The sequence below is a fragment of the Bradyrhizobium sp. SMVTL-02 genome (assembly GCF_051853005.1).
GTDB lineage: Bacteria > Pseudomonadota > Alphaproteobacteria > Rhizobiales > Xanthobacteraceae > Bradyrhizobium.
Genome location: NZ_CP182469.1, coordinates 3,137,895 through 3,156,371 on the forward strand (window position 1 = coordinate 3,137,895; position 18,477 = coordinate 3,156,371).

At 64.6% G+C, this 18,477-nt stretch carries 8 protein-coding genes; 4 read left to right on the forward strand and 4 right to left on the reverse strand.

Going from position 1 to position 18,477, the window contains the following annotated elements; genetic code table 11:
* Nucleotides 1–7: 7 nt before the first annotated feature.
* Nucleotides 8–1,042 carry a hypothetical protein gene (locus tag ACNJYB_RS14585; RefSeq protein ID WP_439374586.1) on the reverse strand — a complete coding sequence of 345 codons (1,035 nt, stop codon included), beginning with the start codon at nucleotides 1,040–1,042 and terminating at the stop codon, nucleotides 8–10.
* A 129-nt stretch (nucleotides 1,043–1,171) separates the two neighbouring features.
* On the opposite strand from ACNJYB_RS14585, the gene ACNJYB_RS14590 reads away from it, so the two are divergent.
* Complete coding sequence (locus ACNJYB_RS14590; RefSeq protein ID WP_439374587.1) at nucleotides 1,172–1,444, forward strand: hypothetical protein; 273 nt, start codon at nucleotides 1,172–1,174, stop codon at nucleotides 1,442–1,444.
* 24 nt (nucleotides 1,445–1,468) lie between these two features.
* Here ACNJYB_RS14590 and ACNJYB_RS14595 read toward each other — a convergent pair whose 3' ends face one another.
* On the reverse strand, nucleotides 1,469–1,897 hold the full coding sequence (locus tag ACNJYB_RS14595) for a hypothetical protein (RefSeq protein WP_439374588.1): 429 nt from the start codon (nucleotides 1,895–1,897) through the stop codon (nucleotides 1,469–1,471).
* A gap of 438 nt (nucleotides 1,898–2,335) precedes the next feature.
* Between ACNJYB_RS14595 and ACNJYB_RS14600 the strand changes: the two genes are divergently transcribed.
* Together ACNJYB_RS14600 and ACNJYB_RS14605 are read left to right on the forward strand one after the other, a co-directional pair.
* Nucleotides 2,336–2,845 (forward strand): hypothetical protein, encoded by a 510-nt coding sequence (locus tag ACNJYB_RS14600; RefSeq protein ID WP_439374589.1) that lies wholly within the window; start codon nucleotides 2,336–2,338, stop codon nucleotides 2,843–2,845.
* Between the two features lie 96 nt (nucleotides 2,846–2,941).
* Nucleotides 2,942–3,316, forward strand: a complete 375-nt coding sequence (locus tag ACNJYB_RS14605) for a hypothetical protein (protein WP_439374590.1) — start codon at nucleotides 2,942–2,944, stop codon at nucleotides 3,314–3,316.
* 57 nt (nucleotides 3,317–3,373) lie between these two features.
* Here ACNJYB_RS14605 and ACNJYB_RS14610 read toward each other — a convergent pair whose 3' ends face one another.
* Nucleotides 3,374–3,952 carry a hypothetical protein gene (locus ACNJYB_RS14610; RefSeq protein WP_439374591.1) on the reverse strand — a complete coding sequence of 193 codons (579 nt, stop codon included), beginning with the start codon at nucleotides 3,950–3,952 and terminating at the stop codon, nucleotides 3,374–3,376.
* 85 nt (nucleotides 3,953–4,037) lie between these two features.
* Here ACNJYB_RS14610 and ACNJYB_RS14615 point away from each other — a divergent pair, with 85 nt between their 5' ends.
* Nucleotides 4,038–16,691, forward strand: coding sequence for a DUF5801 repeats-in-toxin domain-containing protein (locus tag ACNJYB_RS14615; protein WP_439374592.1), 12,654 nt, complete (start codon nucleotides 4,038–4,040; stop codon nucleotides 16,689–16,691).
* Between the two features lie 197 nt (nucleotides 16,692–16,888).
* Here the strand turns inward: ACNJYB_RS14615 and ACNJYB_RS14620 are convergent, their stop codons facing one another.
* Complete coding sequence (locus ACNJYB_RS14620) at nucleotides 16,889–17,902, reverse strand: transglutaminase-like cysteine peptidase (RefSeq protein ID WP_439374593.1); 1,014 nt, start codon at nucleotides 17,900–17,902, stop codon at nucleotides 16,889–16,891.
* Nucleotides 17,903–18,477 lie beyond the last annotated feature (575 nt).

Here is an 18,477-nt window from a genome sequence, read left to right on the forward strand (position 1 = left end):
ACTGCGCTCAGTTCGGCCCAAGGACAGCGTCGATCTGACGGCTGTCCCTTCTGACGATGATGATGGTTCCGTTGCGGATCGCGAATCTCGCGCCCAGCAGTTTGGGCACTTTTTCGGTGACCGGCGAAGGGAAGGGGATCGTCGCTCCGGGAAGCGGATCGCCAACCGCCGGCGCCGCGGAGGATCCGGCGGCTGGTGCCGGTTTGATATAGTCGCGAATGAGTTGAATCTCCTCCCGCGACAGAGTGAGAGGCGCTTGCTGCAGCGGATTGTCTGCTGCCCGTTTGCTGCGTTCTTCCCGCGCCTTCTCGTCGGCCTGCCGTACTTTTTCTGCCTCGAACCGCGAAAGCCGCTCCTTCATCGGCGACAGCTCTCGCTGCAGGGAGGAGATCTCCGTCTGCAGCGACCTGATCTGTCGCAGGGCAATTACGGCGCCGGCGCAGATGATGACGACCAGCAGGCTGATGAGCGCAACGACGATTCCATTGACGCTCGTTCCCCGGCTGACCGTCCGCGCTTTCGGCAGATCCTCCTCGATGTGCCGCCGCCACAGCGCGGCCAGCCGATGCAGCAGCCGGGCAATTGCTTCGAACGTGCGCGCTCGCCAGTCGCCATTGTCCGGTGCAGGATCTGGTTCGCGTGAGGGGAGGCGGCGGGCCGTTGCGTCTGTCCCGGGAGCGTCCGAGCCTTGGCCGGAGTGGGGTTCGGTCTCCTCGCGGAGATCAGGATTGAGCATCCTCGAGCGCACTTCGGGGCCAGTCAGATGATCGGTGTTTTCAAGCGACTTCGACTGAGGCGACGACCGATCGGGCAGGGCCTCGATGACCGACCGGCCCGCTTGCGTGATCTCCAGGCTGTCGCCATTCACGACGGCAAGCCCGGCCTCGATCAGCTCGATTCCGGCGGAGACCTGCTGCTCTATCCGGTCCTCGATGTCCCCATTCTCGTCGTGCGCCTGGAGTTGCTGCTCGAGCTCGGCAAACGCAATCCGTCCGTTCGGACGACTCGCAAGTGCAGCAAGGATGGCGAGATTGGCTTGCACGGCGACCACGTTGATCAGGCAGGAGGCCGAAGCCGGCGAAACAAGCGAGCAACCCGGTCGGCGCTCAACTATTCGCCCGCGAAGGCCTTGATTGGAAACTCCCGCTTTGGCACTGTCGCGCATTAGCGCATGAAGATCGAGGGCAACATGCCGAAATTGCTGGCCGCAACCGCCATTTCCCTGACAGTTATGTTCGTTTCAAGCGCCGCTCACAGCGATCCCTATCCCTTCGGCGACGAGCCGTATCGTCTGGATTTCGGTCCCGCGCCGCAGATCGACGCAGGCTGCTGGAAGTGGAACTGGCAGCAGTATCAATGGAATAATTACTGCCCGGTCTACGTTCAGCCCAAGGCCTATATGCATCCGAGGCCGCAGGGGGCCGTGCTGCGTAGCAAGGGCTGATCGACTCGCCTTTTGCTCCTCGCCCTAGTGGGCGAGGGTGCAGGCGATCTGGCCGTGCTTGCCGAAGTTCAGCAGGGCATTTTCGCGGAAGCCGTCGAGCCAGATGCCCCGTCCGGCGTAGCGATAACCGACGCCCATTGGAATCAGCCGGACATGCGCACCGCCTCGCCCGGTGTGCAGGGAGGCCGTGACAACCTCACCGGCAACCGAGACCGCGATCGGGCAGAGCGGGTATTGCTTGCCATTCTCGCAGACAAACACCAGTTCGCTGCAGCTTCCGACCGCTGCGGGTGAGGCCATCAGGCCCAGATCGGCCGCGCTGGCCTGGGGCGCACCGATGGCCAGACCCAGAAAGGCCGCTGCCCAAAAAAATCCACTGAATCTGCTCTGCATCGCAGCCCCCAAAAGCGAGAAATATTCGACTAAAAGAGCAAAAATGGCCTCGAAGGTCAATCAGCGCGGGCTTGTTTTGAAGCGCGCAGAACCCTTCGCCGCGCGTGCGGCTCGTCTAGCGCCTGCCCGACTCGATTTAACTATCGGCGTGCCTCGCGGCCGGCCTTTCGGCAGATGAACTCCCCCCGGTGATCCGACCTGCTCCCTGTTACCGAAATGCCGCGCTCGCCGGAATTAATGTGCGTGAACTCGCGTTTAAGCTCTGCCATTGATGGTCCGTAATGGCGCGTGGTTGACCGACCGTCCGACACCGTGACAAGAAGTCGCGTGGGGAGCAGGCGTAGTCGCGCGCGATTCGAAACAGCAGGTCCGGCAAGCGGGTCTTCCGTAATTTGACGGAGCGCTCGCGATGTTAATGTTTGCTTTACGGCGGTGCCTGAACCTGAGGCGGTGCTTTTTGGCCGTGCGGCTATTCCTTGGGGGAGCAAGCGAGCAGGTATGGAGACCATGACCACAGGCCGGCGTTCAATCCTTGCGACCTCTTTCGTGCGTTGTGCTGCTCTGGCGCTTCTGATCACCTCGACCACCGCCGTGGCCAAGGCGGATGAATTCCAGGGGCCGACCTTCCGCAAAGGTCTTTGGCACTTCGTTCGTACGCTCGATATGGTCGCTCATCGCAAGCCGAAGCACCGGTTGCTCGAGCGGGAGCTGACGGCCTGTGTCGATCCGACCGTCTCCATGAAGGCGACGTTCTCCTCTCCCTCGGTCGGCAGCTGCGTCTCGGCGAGACCCGAAAAGAAGAACAATCAATACACTTTCGCGAACCGTTGCGATTTCATGGGGCCCGTCAGCACGGTGATCACGGTTCATAGCGAGGAGTCCTACACTGAGCAGAACGAGCTGAGTGAGGGGCAGATGCCGAGAGTCGAACTGGTCGTGGCACATCGGATCGGCGATTGTGGCGTGGGCGCTGAGCAGAGCTCGGATGCGAAGACGCTGTCGCACTGACGCTGCATCTCCGGTTTCCGCGCCGCACCAGCGGAGGGCCCTTGCGTCAATCTCGGAGACGCGGAAATATCGCCGCGTTCGGGGATGAGGCGCGTCATGAGGCCGTTGACTGCAATCGTCTGCTTCGTGGCGCTGTGCGCGCTGATTGACGCGCCGACGGCGCAAGACACCCGACCTCCCGCCGCACAATCCGGCCTGGGCGAGCTGGTCAAGATCGATTCATTCCAGGCAACGCGGCGGGCCGACAATTACGGAATCGCCAGCTTTGTGCTGTCCAACGGCACCGACAAGAAGATCGACAGTGTCGAGCTGACCTGCTGGATCGATGACGATCGAGAGCGCGCCACGACAGTTCTGGTGTGGGCCAACCAGCCCGTTCCCGCGCATGCGAGCTACCAGTTCAAGAACGTCAATATCGGCGTGGTCGGACCGAACTCGCGCAGCCAATGCGAGGTCACGCGAGTGGACTGAAATTCAAGCCCGGCCGAAGGCGCAATGTTGGGGCCAAACCCGCAATGATATTTTGCCCTAGATCTTCTGGCCGCCGGGGCCGGCGACGTTGACCGTAATCTTTTGGATTTCGGTCCGTCCGCCGGGATATTTGACCTCGATGGTCAGCGTATCGTCGCCGACAAAGTCCGGCGGCGATTTGTAGAAGGCCACGTAAGCCGGCACTTCCAGCGCCAGGCAGGCCTTGTAGTTGGTCGCCTTCACCTTGCCGGGCTTGACGACGACCTTTCCCGAGGTCGGGGAGGTTGCCAACCGGATGGTTGGCAACGGCCCGGACGTGCAATCGGGCCTGACGTTGATGTAAAGCCCGATTTGAGTGTCCTTGTTCGGCTGGGCCTTCACCGTGCGTTCGACCATCTGTGCCTCAGGCGCCGGCTGGGTTTGAGCGGCGGCGGCATGCAATCCGAAAGACCCAGCCAGCGCGGTCGTTACCAGGAATTTCCTCATCCTTTGCTCCAGCTGCCGCCGTCGGGCCTGAAGCGACAACGGAAAGGCGGCGTTAATCCGACCCGTTTTGCGACATGTCGCGGCCGCCGTCTCCTTTACCACATCCTGATCGAAAGTATTGATTAACCAAATAGTTTTCTTGACCGCCAACGGGGTTAACAATAGTTTAAAGCTACACTTCGACGTAAATTTGCCTGCAATTTTTCACTTCACGTCCTTTTGGCGGAGAGATTTCATGAATGAGCAATTTCGAGTTGCCCAGGCTACTTCTGGAAATTCGAACACCGCCTCGCCGCCACGCATTTTCAAGCTGACCAAGCCATTCGCCGATCAGGCGGTCGTTTTGAACCTCGGCTATGACCAGAAGGTTCAAGTCGACTTTTCGGCTATTGCGAACGAGAAAATTACGCTCGTTCATATCGGCGAGAAGCTGATCATTCTTTTCGACAACCATTCCACTGTAACGGTCGAGCCGTTCTTCGACTCCCGCCACGATCAACTCGGCAATCTCACCATCGAGGTCGCGCCAGGGCGCAATCTCACCGTCGGCGAGTTCGCCAGCGCCTTCCCGATCATCAATGATCCCTCTGCCGCTTCGGCCGTTCTCCCTGCCGCGGGCGATTCGCTCGGTCAGAACAATGCGCAGGCGAGCGGCGCGAACTTCAGCCCGTTCACGGTCGACCCCTTGCCGCCGGTGCCCACCAACATCCTGGCGCCCCAGGAGGAGCTGCCGGGCTTTCAGATCCAGCTTCCGACTGGCTTCATTCCGCAGACGCCCCTGCCTGAGTCTCCGACGATCGATCTGGGCACCCTGCCGAACCTGACGGTGGATGAAAGCTTCCTCACAGTGGCTACGAACGGCATCGCCGGCTCGGGACAAGGCCCGCTTGGCGTCACGGTCGCGAGCGGCTTGCTACCCTTCACGATCAATGCACCGGGCGGCCAGCAGTCGCTCACCTTTGCGCTCTCGATCAGCGCGCCTGGCGTCGACACAGGATTGATCGACTCGCAAACCGGCAATCACGTCTTCCTGTTCGTTGAGAACGGCGTCGTGGTCGGTCGCGAAGGCGCAAACGTCGGCACGGCGGCATCCGGGCTAAAGGATTTCACGGTTTCTGTCGACGCGGCTGGCAACATTACTCTGACCGACTTGCGCAGTGTTCACCAGGGGTCTGGTGAGGTCGGCGACGCCAACGAAGGAACGCAGCTGCCGGCCGGCGTGGTGACGTTGACCGCCACGGTGACGGACAACAGCAATCAGAGCGCGAGCGCGAGCGTCGACGTCGGTCCGCACCTGACGTTGCAGGATGACGGTCCGAGCATCTCGCCGAGCGGACAGACGCCGACGCTGACGGTCGACGAGACGGTGCTGGCGACGGATGCATCGGCGAACTTTGCCGGCGCGTTCACGCCGGTGTTCGGGGCGGACGGCCCGCTGGATGCCAACCATGACGGCGCGGCGGATGCGGGTGCGGTGACGTATGCGCTGGGGATCAGCGCGAGCGGCGCGGACTCCGGCCTGATCGACACGCTGAGCGGCAACCACATCTTCCTGTTCCTGGAGGGCGGGCAGGTTGTCGGCCGCGAAGGGACCAGCGCGGCAGCGGCGCAGGGTGTTGGGCCGATCGACTTTGTGGTGAGCGTGAGCGGCTCGACCGTGACGCTGGATCAGCAGCGTTCGGTGGTTCACCCCGACGCCACCAATCCGGACGACGGCAAGACGCTGTCGGCGGCGAACCTGATCACGCTGACGGCGACGGTGACGGACGGCGATCTCGACACCAAAACCGCGACGCTGAACATCGGGCAGTCGCTGAACTTCAAGGATGACGGTCCGAGCATCTCGCCGAGCGGACAGACGCCGACGCTGACGGTCGACGAGACGGTGCTGGCGACGGATGCATCGGCGAACTTTGCCGGCGCGTTCACGCCGGTGTTCGGGGCGGACGGCCCGCTGGATGCCAACCATGACGGCGCGGCGGATGCGGGTGCGGTGACGTATGCGCTGGGGATCAGCGCGAGCGGCGCGGACTCCGGCCTGATCGACACGCTGAGCGGCAACCACATCTTCCTGTTCCTGGAGGGCGGGCAGGTTGTCGGCCGCGAAGGGACCAGCGCGGCAGCGGCGCAGGGTGTTGGGCCGATCGACTTTGTGGTGAGCGTGAGCGGCTCGACCGTGACGCTGGATCAGCAGCGTTCGGTGGTTCACCCCGACGCCACCAATCCGGACGACGGCAAGACGCTGTCGGCGGCGAACCTGATCACGCTGACGGCGACGGTGACGGACGGCGACCTCGACACCAAAACCGCGACGCTGAACATCGGGCAGTCGCTGAACTTCAAGGATGACGGTCCGAGCATCTCGCCGAGCGGACAGACGCCGACGCTGACGGTCGACGAGACGGTGCTGGCGACGGATGCATCGGCGAACTTTGCCGGCGCGTTCACGCCGGTGTTCGGGGCGGACGGCCCGCTGGATGCCAACCATGACGGCGCGGCGGATGCGGGTGCGGTGACGTATGCGCTGGGGATCAGCGCGAGCGGCGCGGACTCCGGCCTGATCGACACGCTGAGCGGCAACCACATCTTCCTGTTCCTGGAGGGCGGGCAGGTTGTCGGCCGCGAAGGGACCAGCGCGGCAGCGGCGCAGGGTGTTGGGCCGATCGACTTTGTGGTGAGCGTGAGCGGCTCGACCGTGACGCTGGATCAGCAGCGTTCGGTGGTTCACCCCGACGCCACCAATCCGGACGACGGCAAGACGCTGTCGGCGGCGAACCTGATCACGCTGACGGCGACGGTGACGGACGGCGATCTCGACACCAAAACCGCGACGCTGAACATCGGGCAGTCGCTGAACTTCAAGGATGACGGTCCGAGCATCTCGCCGAGCGGACAGACGCCGACGCTGACGGTCGACGAGACGGTGCTGGCGACGGATGCATCGGCGAACTTTGCCGGCGCGTTCACGCCGGTGTTCGGGGCGGACGGCCCGCTGGATGCCAACCATGACGGCGCGGCGGATGCGGGTGCGGTGACGTATGCGCTGGGGATCAGCGCGAGCGGCGCGGACTCCGGCCTGATCGACACGCTGAGCGGCAACCACATCTTCCTGTTCCTGGAGGGCGGGCAGGTTGTCGGCCGCGAAGGGACCAGCGCGGCAGCGGCGCAGGGTGTTGGGCCGATCGACTTTGTGGTGAGCGTGAGCGGCTCGACCGTGACGCTGGATCAGCAGCGTTCGGTGGTTCACCCCGACGCCACCAATCCGGACGACGGCAAGACGCTGTCGGCGGCGAACCTGATCACGCTGACGGCGACGGTGACGGACGGCGATCTCGACACCAAAACCGCGACGCTGAACATCGGGCAGTCGCTGAACTTCAAGGATGACGGTCCGAGCATCTCGCCGAGCGGACAGACGCCGACGCTGACGGTCGACGAGACGGTGCTGGCGACGGATGCATCGGCGAACTTTGCCGGCGCGTTCACGCCGGTGTTCGGGGCGGACGGCCCGCTGGATGCCAACCATGACGGCGCGGCGGATGCGGGTGCGGTGACGTATGCGCTGGGGATCAGCGCGAGCGGCGCGGACTCCGGCCTGATCGACACGCTGAGCGGCAACCACATCTTCCTGTTCCTGGAGGGCGGGCAGGTTGTCGGCCGCGAAGGGACCAGCGCGGCAGCGGCGCAGGGTGTTGGGCCGATCGACTTTGTGGTGAGCGTGAGCGGCTCGACCGTGACGCTGGATCAGCAGCGTTCGGTGGTTCACCCCGACGCCACCAATCCGGACGACGGCAAGACGCTGTCGGCGGCGAACCTGATCACGCTGACGGCGACGGTGACGGACGGCGACCTCGACACCAAAACCGCGACGCTGAACATCGGGCAGTCGCTGAACTTCAAGGATGACGGTCCGAGCATCTCGCCGAGCGGACAGACGCCGACGCTGACGGTCGACGAGACGGTGCTGGCGACGGATGCATCGGCGAACTTTGCCGGCGCGTTCACGCCGGTGTTCGGGGCGGACGGCCCGCTGGATGCCAACCATGACGGCGCGGCGGATGCGGGTGCGGTGACGTATGCGCTGGGGATCAGCGCGAGCGGCGCGGACTCCGGCCTGATCGACACGCTGAGCGGCAACCACATCTTCCTGTTCCTGGAGGGCGGGCAGGTTGTCGGCCGCGAAGGGACCAGCGCGGCAGCGGCGCAGGGTGTTGGGCCGATCGACTTTGTGGTGAGCGTGAGCGGCTCGACCGTGACGCTGGATCAGCAGCGTTCGGTGGTTCACCCCGACGCCACCAATCCGGACGACGGCAAGACGCTGTCGGCGGCGAACCTGATCACGCTGACGGCGACGGTGACGGACGGCGACCTCGACACCAAAACCGCGACGCTGAACATCGGGCAGTCGCTGAACTTCAAGGATGACGGTCCGAGCATCTCGCCGAGCGGACAGACGCCGACGCTGACGGTCGACGAGACGGTGCTGGCGACGGATGCATCGGCGAACTTTGCCGGCGCGTTCACGCCGGTGTTCGGGGCGGACGGCCCGCTGGATGCCAACCATGACGGCGCGGCGGATGCGGGTGCGGTGACGTATGCGCTGGGGATCAGCGCGAGCGGCGCGGACTCCGGCCTGATCGACACGCTGAGCGGCAACCACATCTTCCTGTTCCTGGAGGGCGGGCAGGTTGTCGGCCGCGAAGGGACCAGCGCGGCAGCGGCGCAGGGTGTTGGGCCGATCGACTTTGTGGTGAGCGTGAGCGGCTCGACCGTGACGCTGGATCAGCAGCGTTCGGTGGTTCACCCCGACGCCACCAATCCGGACGACGGCAAGACGCTGTCGGCGGCGAACCTGATCACGCTGACGGCGACGGTGACGGACGGCGACCTCGACACCAAAACCGCGACGCTGAACATCGGGCAGTCGCTGAACTTCAAGGATGACGGTCCGAGCATCTCGCCGAGCGGACAGACGCCGACGCTGACGGTCGACGAGACGGTGCTGGCGACGGATGCATCGGCGAACTTTGCCGGCGCGTTCACGCCGGTGTTCGGGGCGGACGGCCCGCTGGATGCCAACCATGACGGCGTGGCGGATGCGGGTGCGGTGACGTATGCGCTGGGGATCAGCGCGAGCGGCGCGGACTCCGGCCTGATCGACACGCTGAGCGGCAACCACATCTTCCTGTTCCTGGAGGGCGGGCAGGTTGTCGGCCGCGAAGGGACCAGCGCGGCAGCGGCGCAGGGTGTTGGGCCGATCGACTTTGTGGTGAGCGTGAGCGGCTCGACCGTGACGCTGGATCAGCAGCGTTCGGTGGTTCACCCCGACGCCACCAATCCGGACGACGGCAAGACGCTGTCGGCGGCGAACCTGATCACGCTGACGGCGACGGTGACGGACGGCGATCTCGACACCAAAACCGCGACGCTGAACATCGGGCAGTCGCTGAACTTCAAGGATGACGGTCCGAGCATCTCGCCGAGCGGACAGACGCCGACGCTGACGGTCGACGAGACGGTGCTGGCGACGGATGCATCGGCGAACTTTGCCGGCGCGTTCACGCCGGTGTTCGGGGCGGACGGCCCGCTGGATGCCAACCATGACGGCGCGGCGGATGCGGGTGCGGTGACGTATGCGCTGGGGATCAGCGCGAGCGGCGCGGACTCCGGCCTGATCGACACGCTGAGCGGCAACCACATCTTCCTGTTCCTGGAGGGCGGGCAGGTTGTCGGCCGCGAAGGGACCAGCGCGGCAGCGGCGCAGGGTGTTGGGCCGATCGACTTTGTGGTGAGCGTGAGCGGCTCGACCGTGACGCTGGATCAGCAGCGTTCGGTGGTTCACCCCGACGCCACCAATCCGGACGACGGCAAGACGCTGTCGGCGGCGAACCTGATCACGCTGACGGCGACGGTGACGGACGGCGACCTCGACACCAAAACCGCGACGCTGAACATCGGGCAGTCGCTGAACTTCAAGGATGACGGTCCGAGCATCTCGCCGAGCGGACAGACGCCGACGCTGACGGTCGACGAGACGGTGCTGGCGACGGATGCATCGGCGAACTTTGCCGGCGCGTTCACGCCGGTGTTCGGGGCGGACGGCCCGCTGGATGCCAACCATGACGGCGCGGCGGATGCGGGTGCGGTGACGTATGCGCTGGGGATCAGCGCGAGCGGCGCGGACTCCGGCCTGATCGACACGCTGAGCGGCAACCACATCTTCCTGTTCCTGGAGGGCGGGCAGGTTGTCGGCCGCGAAGGGACCAGCGCGGCAGCGGCGCAGGGTGTTGGGCCGATCGACTTTGTGGTGAGCGTGAGCGGCTCGACCGTGACGCTGGATCAGCAGCGTTCGGTGGTTCACCCCGACGCCACCAATCCGGACGACGGCAAGACGCTGTCGGCGGCGAACCTGATCACGCTGACGGCGACGGTGACGGACGGCGACCTCGACACCAAAACCGCGACGCTGAACATCGGGCAGTCGCTGAACTTCAAGGATGACGGTCCGAGCATCTCGCCGAGCGGACAGACGCCGACGCTGACGGTCGACGAGACGGTGCTGGCGACGGATGCATCGGCGAACTTTGCCGGCGCGTTCACGCCGGTGTTCGGGGCGGACGGCCCGCTGGATGCCAACCATGACGGCGCGGCGGATGCGGGTGCGGTGACGTATGCGCTGGGGATCAGCGCGAGCGGCGCGGACTCCGGCCTGATCGACACGCTGAGCGGCAACCACATCTTCCTGTTCCTGGAGGGCGGGCAGGTTGTCGGCCGCGAAGGGACCAGCGCGGCAGCGGCGCAGGGTGTTGGGCCGATCGACTTTGTGGTGAGCGTGAGCGGCTCGACCGTGACGCTGGATCAGCAGCGTTCGGTGGTTCACCCCGACGCCACCAATCCGGACGACGGCAAGACGCTGTCGGCGGCGAACCTGATCACGCTGACGGCGACGGTGACGGACGGCGATCTCGACACCAAAACCGCGACGCTGAACATCGGGCAGTCGCTGAACTTCAAGGATGACGGTCCGAGCATCTCGCCGAGCGGACAGACGCCGACGCTGACGGTCGACGAGACGGTGCTGGCGACGGATGCATCGGCGAACTTTGCCGGCGCGTTCACGCCGGTGTTCGGGGCGGACGGCCCGCTGGATGCCAACCATGACGGCGCGGCGGATGCGGGTGCGGTGACGTATGCGCTGGGGATCAGCGCGAGCGGCGCGGACTCCGGCCTGATCGACACGCTGAGCGGCAACCACATCTTCCTGTTCCTGGAGGGCGGGCAGGTTGTCGGCCGCGAAGGGACCAGCGCGGCAGCGGCGCAGGGTGTTGGGCCGATCGACTTTGTGGTGAGCGTGAGCGGCTCGACCGTGACGCTGGATCAGCAGCGTTCGGTGGTTCACCCCGACGCCACCAATCCGGACGACGGCAAGACGCTGTCGGCGGCGAACCTGATCACGCTGACGGCGACGGTGACGGACGGCGACCTCGACACCAAAACCGCGACGCTGAACATCGGGCAGTCGCTGAACTTCAAGGATGACGGTCCGAGCATCTCGCCGAGCGGACAGACGCCGACGCTGACGGTCGACGAGACGGTGCTGGCGACGGATGCATCGGCGAACTTTGCCGGCGCGTTCACGCCGGTGTTCGGGGCGGACGGCCCGCTGGATGCCAACCATGACGGCGCGGCGGATGCGGGTGCGGTGACGTATGCGCTGGGGATCAGCGCGAGCGGCGCGGACTCCGGCCTGATCGACACGCTGAGCGGCAACCACATCTTCCTGTTCCTGGAGGGCGGGCAGGTTGTCGGCCGCGAAGGGACCAGCGCGGCAGCGGCGCAGGGTGTTGGGCCGATCGACTTTGTGGTGAGCGTGAGCGGCTCGACCGTGACGCTGGATCAGCAGCGTTCGGTGGTTCACCCCGACGCCACCAATCCGGACGACGGCAAGACGCTGTCGGCGGCGAACCTGATCACGCTGACGGCGACGGTGACGGACGGCGACCTCGACACCAAAACCGCGACGCTGAACATCGGGCAGTCGCTGAACTTCAAGGATGACGGTCCGAGCATCTCGCCGAGCGGACAGACGCCGACGCTGACGGTCGACGAGACGGTGCTGGCGACGGATGCATCGGCGAACTTTGCCGGCGCGTTCACGCCGGTGTTCGGGGCGGACGGCCCGCTGGATGCCAACCATGACGGCGTGGCGGATGCGGGTGCGGTGACGTATGCGCTGGGGATCAGCGCGAGCGGCGCGGACTCCGGCCTGATCGACACGCTGAGCGGCAACCACATCTTCCTGTTCCTGGAGGGCGGGCAGGTTGTCGGCCGCGAAGGGACCAGCGCGGCAGCGGCGCAGGGTGTTGGGCCGATCGACTTTGTGGTGAGCGTGAGCGGCTCGACCGTGACGCTGGATCAGCAGCGTTCGGTGGTTCACCCCGACGCCACCAATCCGGACGACGGCAAGACGCTGTCGGCGGCGAACCTGATCACGCTGACGGCGACGGTGACGGACGGCGATCTCGACACCAAAACCGCGACGCTGAACATCGGGCAGTCGCTGAACTTCAAGGATGACGGTCCGAGCATCTCGCCGAGCGGACAGACGCCGACGCTGACGGTCGACGAGACGGTGCTGGCGACGGATGCATCGGCGAACTTTGCCGGCGCGTTCACGCCGGTGTTCGGGGCGGACGGCCCGCTGGATGCCAACCATGACGGCGCGGCGGATGCGGGTGCGGTGACGTATGCGCTGGGGATCAGCGCGAGCGGCGCGGACTCCGGCCTGATCGACACGCTGAGCGGCAACCACATCTTCCTGTTCCTGGAGGGCGGGCAGGTTGTCGGCCGCGAAGGGACCAGCGCGGCAGCGGCGCAGGGTGTTGGGCCGATCGACTTTGTGGTGAGCGTGAGCGGCTCGACCGTGACGCTGGATCAGCAGCGTTCGGTGGTTCACCCCGACGCCACCAATCCGGACGACGGCAAGACGCTGTCGGCGGCGAACCTGATCACGCTGACGGCGACGGTGACGGACGGCGATCTCGACACCAAAACCGCGACGCTGAACATCGGGCAGTCGCTGAACTTCAAGGATGACGGTCCGAGCATCTCGCCGAGCGGACAGACGCCGACGCTGACGGTCGACGAGACGGTGCTGGCGACGGATGCATCGGCGAACTTTGCCGGCGCGTTCACGCCGGTGTTCGGGGCGGACGGCCCGCTGGATGCCAACCATGACGGCGCGGCGGATGCGGGTGCGGTGACGTATGCGCTGGGGATCAGCGCGAGCGGCGCGGACTCCGGCCTGATCGACACGCTGAGCGGCAACCACATCTTCCTGTTCCTGGAGGGCGGGCAGGTTGTCGGCCGCGAAGGGACCAGCGCGGCAGCGGCGCAGGGTGTTGGGCCGATCGACTTTGTGGTGAGCGTGAGCGGCTCGACCGTGACGCTGGATCAGCAGCGTTCGGTGGTTCACCCCGACGCCACCAATCCGGACGACGGCAAGACGCTGTCGGCGGCGAACCTGATCACGCTGACGGCGACGGTGACGGACGGCGATCTCGACACCAAAACCGCGACGCTGAACATCGGGCAGTCGCTGAACTTCAAGGATGACGGTCCGAGCATCTCGCCGAGCGGACAGACGCCGACGCTGACGGTCGACGAGACGGTGCTGGCGACGGATGCATCGGCGAACTTTGCCGGCGCGTTCACGCCGGTGTTCGGGGCGGACGGCCCGCTGGATGCCAACCATGACGGCGCGGCGGATGCGGGTGCGGTGACGTATGCGCTGGGGATCAGCGCGAGCGGCGCGGACTCCGGCCTGATCGACACGCTGAGCGGCAACCACATCTTCCTGTTCCTGGAGGGCGGGCAGGTTGTCGGCCGCGAAGGGACCAGCGCGGCAGCGGCGCAGGGTGTTGGGCCGATCGACTTTGTGGTGAGCGTGAGCGGCTCGACCGTGACGCTGGATCAGCAGCGTTCGGTGGTTCACCCCGACGCCACCAATCCGGACGACGGCAAGACGCTGTCGGCGGCGAACCTGATCACGCTGACGGCGACGGTGACGGACGGCGACCTCGACACCAAAACCGCGACGCTGAACATCGGGCAGTCGCTGAACTTCAAGGATGACGGTCCGAGCATCTCGCCGAGCGGACAGACGCCGACGCTGACGGTCGACGAGACGGTGCTGGCGACGGATGCATCGGCGAACTTTGCCGGCGCGTTCACGCCGGTGTTCGGGGCGGACGGCCCGCTGGATGCCAACCATGACGGCGCGGCGGATGCGGGTGCGGTGACGTATGCGCTGGGGATCAGCGCGAGCGGCGCGGACTCCGGCCTGATCGACACGCTGAGCGGCAACCACATCTTCCTGTTCCTGGAGGGCGGGCAGGTTGTCGGCCGCGAAGGGACCAGCGCGGCAGCGGCGCAGGGTGTTGGGCCGATCGACTTTGTGGTGAGCGTGAGCGGCTCGACCGTGACGCTGGATCAGCAGCGTTCGGTGGTTCACCCCGACGCCACCAATCCGGACGACGGCAAGACGCTGTCGGCGGCGAACCTGATCACGCTGACGGCGACGGTGACGGACGGCGACCTCGACACCAAAACCGCGACGCTGAACATCGGGCAGTCGCTGAACTTCAAGGATGACGGTCCGAGCATCTCGCCGAGCGGACAGACGCCGACGCTGACGGTCGACGAGACGGTGCTGGCGACGGATGCATCGGCGAACTTTGCCGGCGCGTTCACGCCGGTGTTCGGGGCGGACGGCCCGCTGGATGCCAACCATGACGGCGCGGCGGATGCGGGTGCGGTGACGTATGCGCTGGGGATCAGCGCGAGCGGCGCGGACTCCGGCCTGATCGACACGCTGAGCGGCAACCACATCTTCCTGTTCCTGGAGGGCGGGCAGGTTGTCGGCCGCGAAGGGACCAGCGCGGCAGCGGCGCAGGGTGTTGGGCCGATCGACTTTGTGGTGAGCGTGAGCGGCTCGACCGTGACGCTGGATCAGCAGCGTTCGGTGGTTCACCCCGACGCCACCAATCCGGACGACGGCAAGACGCTGTCGGCGGCGAACCTGATCACGCTGACGGCGACGGTGACGGACGGCGACCTCGACACCAAAACCGCGACGCTGAACATCGGGCAGTCGCTGAACTTCAAGGATGACGGTCCATCCAATATCATCCCCGGGATTGCTGTCGTAAAGAACGGTAGTGGCATTGCGACGGTGCAGTTAGATTTCGACACCAATACGGATAATAACTACGGCGCGGATGGTGGAACGGTTCGGTTCTCCACTTCGTTGAACGGACCGACGACACTCACGTCGAACGGCGCCACGATTAATGAGTCGGTATCGGGAGATGGGCATACTCTCACCGGCTATGTGGACTCCAATCACAACGGGTCCTTTGATTCGGGCGTTGACACCAAAATCTTCACTGTCACCTTGAATTTGGACGGAAGCGTCGCAACGGCATTCGATACCTATACGGTTCAGATGTTCGGAACGGTCGATAGCCCGACCCACATCGATTTCAGCACTGGCGGCTACAATTTTGTCGGCGGCAACAGCTCATGGGCTGAGTTTATTCCCGCAGGCGAGACGGTGGCCAATCCGATCGACAACAATAGCCTCGACCTGTTGCTCACGCCCGCGATCAATCATCTGCCGGACGGCACCGTCAACACCAATGCGAACGAGGGCGGTATCGGTAGCGGAAACAGCGTTGGCGCAAGTGAGACGTTCCGTATCGATTTCGTGATCGACTCGAGGGGAGATCCTGCGGATGGTGCCGGCAACTACAGCACGCCGGCCAACCGCGACCACGTTTTTGACGGTCACTACACCGTAAACGGCGCCAGTGCAGACTTTACCTCGACGACGGGAAGCACCGTCAACATCAAGACTTTTGATGATCCCGACGGAATCAAGAACAATATCGTGGGCGATGGCGCCGCAGATACCGTTACAGGCGTTTCGATCAAGTTCGGCGCAGCCACGTCTGGCTTGATTGATTTGTCGGCGCCAGGCCTTCAAACAGTCGCCGTTACGGTCGGAGGACATAACTACACGGTTACTGAAATGGCTGACGGGTCAGTTAACGTGGCCGGGGTATTCGGGAACAACACCGGCACGACAACTGTCGCGGTTTTCACCAGCACCGGTTACAACTCTGTTGAATATACGTATGTTGCCGATCAAACCTTCAAGATCGGCAACTTTGGAGCGGCTGCTCAAAGTACCGATCCTGTCAATCTCAATATCCCAGTGCAAGTTGTTGACGGCGATGGCGATACCGCGATTGGCAATCTCAATATTGAGTTGCTCTCGGGCACAGCGGCCACACAGGATCACCATGCTGACTCGGTGGGTGGCACGTTTACGTCGACCGTTGCATCGCCGAGCATTATCGGCTCGGGATTCAACGACACCCTCAATGGTGACGGAAACGCCAACATTCTCTACGGCGGAGCCGGCGTTGATATCCTCAACGGCAATGGCGGGAACGATACCCTGTTTGGAAATGCCGATGGCGATACCTTGAATGGTGGTGCCGGAGACGACACCTTCGTGTTGCAGGCCAAGAGCACGGGGCACGATACGATTGGAGATTTCCTGGTGTCCGGAAACGATCAGATCATCGTCGATATCGGCGGCGGTTTGACGATCGCGACAGCCGCCAGCGTCGACGCCGCAAACTTCCATACGGGAGATGAAAACGTTGCGGCAACCTGGAACGGCGGCACGGGCAAGGAGTTCGTCTACAATTCGACCAGCCATGAGCTCTGGTACTCGGCCAATGGTACCGGCAGCGACAAGATCGATGTTGCGCACATGAGCACCGGTGTTCCGTCCGCCACGAACGTTCACACGATCTGAGGCGACGGCTGCGACATGGTAAGAACCCCACCGAGATCGGTGGGGTTCTTTTTATTCGGGGAAATGCTGACAGGTCGTGATGGACGAGGTAACACGGGCGCGGCTTCGCCGCTAACGAGCATGCCCCCCGACGCTGATCCCCGCCAGCGGCAGCGGCATCGAGCCGGCGAGCTTCTCGCCGGCGGTTTTTCTTTGCCTCAAAGCAGCAGCGGCAGCGTGCTCAGCGATCCGCCGCCAGCCGCATCGACCGGCTCCGAGCCCGCCCAATCCGGGCCGGCGGCCGCCGGTGCCGCTTCGGCTGTGAGCGGCGCAGTCTTCGCGTAGGGCTTGGCAAACAGGTGCACGCCGTCGTGATTGATCGCGAACAGCGGCGCGAAGTTGAGCTCGCCGTTGTCCTCGCGCAGGCCCGCCCAGCGGTTGTCCAGGATCAGCCAGCGGCCGTCGAGACGCGCCGCGAGCACCGCGTGGTCCTGCCGGACCGTGCGGTCGCGGACGAGGAGCAGGCGCATGTCGGGGTCGGGGAAACCCGCTTCGCGCAGTGCGGCGTATTTGGCGATCGCATAATCTTCGCAATCGCCTTTGCCCGTCGCAAAGCTCGCCAGCGGCGAACTCCAGCGATCGAGCTCCCGATGCTGGAGGAGATCGCTGACATAGCGGATCGCGGTGTTGACGCCGAGATTGACTTCCTCGAGCTGGGCGCGCCCGGACTTCGCTTTGATCGCACCGACGAGCCTGAGGAACTGCGCAGCGTTAGGCGGGCAGCTTGCAGGAGCGGCCCCGCAGCGCTCGAGCACAGACTGCTCGCTCGCGATCTCTGCCTCGACCGCGCGCCATTTGCGCCAGATCTCGTTGTCAGGTGCCCGGAACGTGAAGAGGCCGAAAGGTTCATTGCCGAGCGGCGGTACGCCGGCCGGGGCGGTGGCCTCAGGCCCGGCGTCCGTCGCCGTGTGGGAGGAAGGCGTCAGCGTTGCGAGGCGCATGGCATTTGGCCCGCGGCCGCGCTCGCGGTCGAGCTTTGCCAGCACCGCGTTGATCGTGAAGAACGTCGCGGGCGCCTGAATGGTATCCGCTCCGGATGACGCGATTTCACGCGGTTCGGCTGGTTCGACCTCGGCTGCAAATGCGACCGAGATCGCAGCACCGCTGAGCGAAACCAGCACGGCCGCAAACGCCAGAATGCCCTGCCGTCGCCGTCCACAACGCGACTTCATTGACCGTCCCCATATTTCGGGACGTCGCCGGCGTCTTCACGCGCCTGGTCATCATCCCGACCTGTTTATCGGGAGCCAGCGTGCGCGTGGGCGCGCTTAAGTCGGGTTAAAACCGGGGAGGGGGCGGCCGGGAATGAGCCGGTGGGATGAATCGCGCCCCACCAGCAATGCTAAAGCTTGCAATCGCGCGTCAAGGACGCATTAAGCAAGGGGATCTGGCTAGCTAAAGGGGATGACTTAGGCCTCGACGCCGGTAGAACAGCTGGCGCTCGGGCGGCTGTGGCTCGGCTTTAAACTTCGCCCGCCAGTTGCCGAACGACTTGAGCGGGACGGCTTCCGCCTCGCAATATTGCCCGCTGATGAGTGGCTACTCTTCCAACGCCACGTGGTGCGCCCGCCAGAAAGCTTCGCTCTGACGCGTCCAAGTTCCGTTCTCGTCCACCATCTTGCTCTCCTCACCGGCCGACCGAGCACAAGAACAGATCGTGTTGACGAACCACAGGAAAAAGGGTGCGAGAAATCCCCGTGGGTCGGTCAAAATCCCCCTGGTATGGTCACTTGAAACTCCCCCACCT